Origin of the sequence: Pseudoflavonifractor sp. 524-17 (assembly GCF_009935845.1) — a bacterium.
Lineage (GTDB): Bacteria > Bacillota > Clostridia > Oscillospirales > Oscillospiraceae > Pseudoflavonifractor_A.
The window spans coordinates 1-3,311 of record NZ_QWEK01000099.1; the positions used below are offsets into that span (position 1 = coordinate 1).

At 58.3% G+C, this 3,311-nt stretch carries 2 protein-coding genes; both read left to right on the plus strand.

Annotated elements, in window-relative coordinates; all coding sequences use genetic code 11:
- On the plus strand, window positions 1–1,695 hold a 1,695-nt coding region (locus tag D1159_RS19310; RefSeq protein WP_202621167.1), incomplete at its 5' end, for a flagellin.
- Window positions 1,696–1,788: 93 nt separating this feature from the next.
- Window positions 1,789–3,311 (plus strand): hypothetical protein (locus D1159_RS18535; RefSeq protein WP_161847070.1); only part of this gene is annotated, 1,523 nt, incomplete at its 3' end.

Genomic DNA, 3,311 nt, shown 5'->3' on the forward strand with positions numbered 1-3,311 from the left:
CGCAACTACACCAACAACGTCTCCGCCATGAAGAAGAACCTGGAGAAGCTGTCCTCCGGCTACAAGATCAACCGCGCGGGCGACGACGCCGCCGGTCTGGCGATTTCTGAGAAGATGCGCGCCCAGATCACCGGCCTGGAGACCGCCCAGAAGAACGCCAAGGACGGCATCAGCCTGGTGCAGACCGCCGAGGGCGCCCTGACTGAGGTCCACGACATGCTCAACCGTATGGTAGAGCTGGCCACCCAGTCCGCCAACGGCACCTATGACAACACCACCGACCGCGCCCAGATGCAGAAGGAGCTGGATCAGCTCCGCTCTGAGATCAACCGCATCGCCGACTCCTCCAACTTCAACGGCATCAAGCTGCTGAACGGCGAGATGAGCTCGAGCGGCGGGAATGCCACCCCCACTGACATGACCGTCACCGCCGTGGCCGATGGCCTGCGCGGCAACGGTCAGACTGCGGCAAAGGGTGTGTATAAAGTCGACATGAGCGACCTGAAGATCGACGTGGCTGCCGGAGCTATCGCCGCGAATACCACCCTTGCGACCGTAACTGTTGCCGGGGTGACCCTGGGCACAATTGAGCTGGCCGCTGCCCGTACCGCCAGCGACGCCGCCGCGACGCTGACGACGGGCGACTTCACTTTCGTCGCACTTGATGGCACCGCCACCAGCGCCACCATCGGCGGCCTTGACTTTGACGTCACTCAAGCTGGCGGCGTGTTTACCCTGACCGGTACCGGCAAGGCTGGCGCCGACCCCACCGCGGCCGATGTGGAGACCTTCAACGGCACTGACCTGAGCGTTGGCCTGGCTTTCGGTGCTTCAGCGACGGGGAATAACAACGGCTACGACTTTGCCGTCCACGCGACTACGCCGGTGGCCGCGGCCAGCAAAGAGAAGCTGGCCCAGGGCGAGTTCAAGCTGAACGACGCCGACATCAAGGATGGCGCCAGCATCACCATTGGCGGCAACGTCTACACCTTCAAGGTGGGCGCTAACGGCAGCGGTTCCGGCGGCACCGTCATCGACCTGAGCAAGTTTGAAGAAGGTTCCGCAGGCATCGCCGCTGAGGCCGCCAAGGTGCTGTCCCAGCAGAATGACGACAAGTTCCACATCCAGACCATCGGCACGGACGGCACCGTCCGCCTGACCGAGAAGGCCGGCGCTCTGAATGACTATAAGACCTGGGACCTCCAGGGCACCACTGGCAGTGAGACTGACGCCACCTGGAAGAACCTCAAGACCGGCGCCGGCGTGGTTCAGTTCACCAAGGCCGCCGGCGGCGGCAAGTCCCTGACCCTCCAGATCGGCGACACCGCTGACAGCTTCAACCAGCTCAAGGTTGACATTCAGGATATGCACTGCTCCTCCCTGGGCATCGCCAGCATCAGCATTGCTGACCAGACCAGCGCCCAGGCGGCTGTGGACAAGATCAAGGCCGCCATCAACAAGGTGTCCGATGTCCGCGGTACTCTGGGCGCCACCCAGAACCGCCTGGATCACACCATCAACAACCTGTCTGTCATGACGGAGAACATCCAGGACGCCGAGTCCACCATCCGCGACACCGACGTGGCCGAGGAGATGATGTCCTACACCAAGAACAACATCCTCATCCAGTCCGCCCAGGCCATGCTGGCCCAGGCCAACCAGGTGCCCCAGGGTGTCCTCCAGCTCCTCCAGTAATTTGTTCCTGGCACAAACCGCATAAACCCAACCACAGGGGCGGGCGAAAGCCCGCCCCTGTTTTATGATTTGAAACGGAAAGGAAGCCGTACTATGAACACCATAGACATCGCCCGCCGGTGCGCGGAGCTCAGCGCCGTCTCCGACGCCAACAGCGCCTATATCCTGGCCCTGCACCAGGGCGGGCTGTCTCCGGAAGAGCGGCTGGAAGCCGCCGTCTACCTGCTGCGCATGGGCGGAAATTACCGGATCGCCTATACCCAGTTTGCCCAGCTATACAATGAGGGGCAGTTCCGGGAGGAGTGCCTGGACATCATGACCCAGTCGTTTTACGAGCCCAATGTGAAGCTGCTGAAATCTCGGTATGAAAAAAACTGCGCAGCGCTGAAAAAATACCCCTACCTGTTCCGGACAGATTTTCCGAAATTTGAGGAGCTGCTCTTCCGTTTCTATCCCTTTGACGACAACGGCTACCTGCCCTTTGACCTGAAAAAGCAGGAGTTCGGCGAATATATAAACTTCAACCACCCGGTGATCAGCCGCAATTTCTTCAAAGATTTAGAAAATCCCATCCTGGCCCAGGATGTTTACTCTCAATATGAACTGGAATACCTTTACGACAACGTGCGCCCCAGTGAGGACATCGGACGGGAAAACCATCTGTATCTCCACTATACCAGCTGGAAGGTGTTCTGCGCCCATTTGCAGGTGCTGAACGTGCGTGATCTGTTGGGGAAGAAGAAAATTGTCTTTTTATTTGATGAGGAAATTTCCCGCTATCCCATCGACTTCAAGGAGATGTATGGGATTGACTACAGCCAGTACCCGGTGAAGCCCATCGGCGTGACAGACGTCCACCGGCTGATCTGGCACACTCAGCTGTCCTCGGACAACGGCGGCGACTTTTTCAATGAGGTGTTCGACAATCACCCCAATCTGATCTGCCTGCCCTCTGTTATGCTGGATTATGTGGAGGAAAGCATTCAAAAGGCCAAAAAGGTGTTTGAGAATGCGGACAAGGAGCGCGCCGCCGGCAATACGCCCCGCTTTCAGAATGAACTGGTGCAGCAGTGCTATTGGAGCGGGAATCGCTCGGATAAAAACATTTTAGTTGCGCTGTTTATGCTTCAGAGCGCGTATATGGGCGGGCTGGACAACGCCGCCCGGATTGCTCCTGCGCTGTTTTTCCAGCCCCATTTTGCCCACCTTGATTATGACATGGACCACGCAGAGGATGACCGCACCATTCTCCTGAGCGACCAGTACGACAAGATCCGCAGCTCCCGTGTATTCAAGGCGTTTAAATACATCAAGACCTTTACGCCCATGCGCCGCTTTACCACCAGCGCCGCCGCCACCTTCCGCTGGCAGATTGAAAAGAAAAATTTCCTCAAGAACGAGGAGGGAAAACAGACTGTCATCTCAGACCTGGCCATGGACCGTTCCCTGAACCGCAGCTTCATGATCGACCCGGAGGACCGGCTGTACAAGGACAGCGTGCTGGTGCGCTTTGAGGACGGCAAGACCAATCCCCGGGCCACCTTTACCGCCTTGGCGGCGTTTTTGGATCTTCCTTATACGGAAAGCATGACCTACTGTTCGGAGAAAGGCGTCCA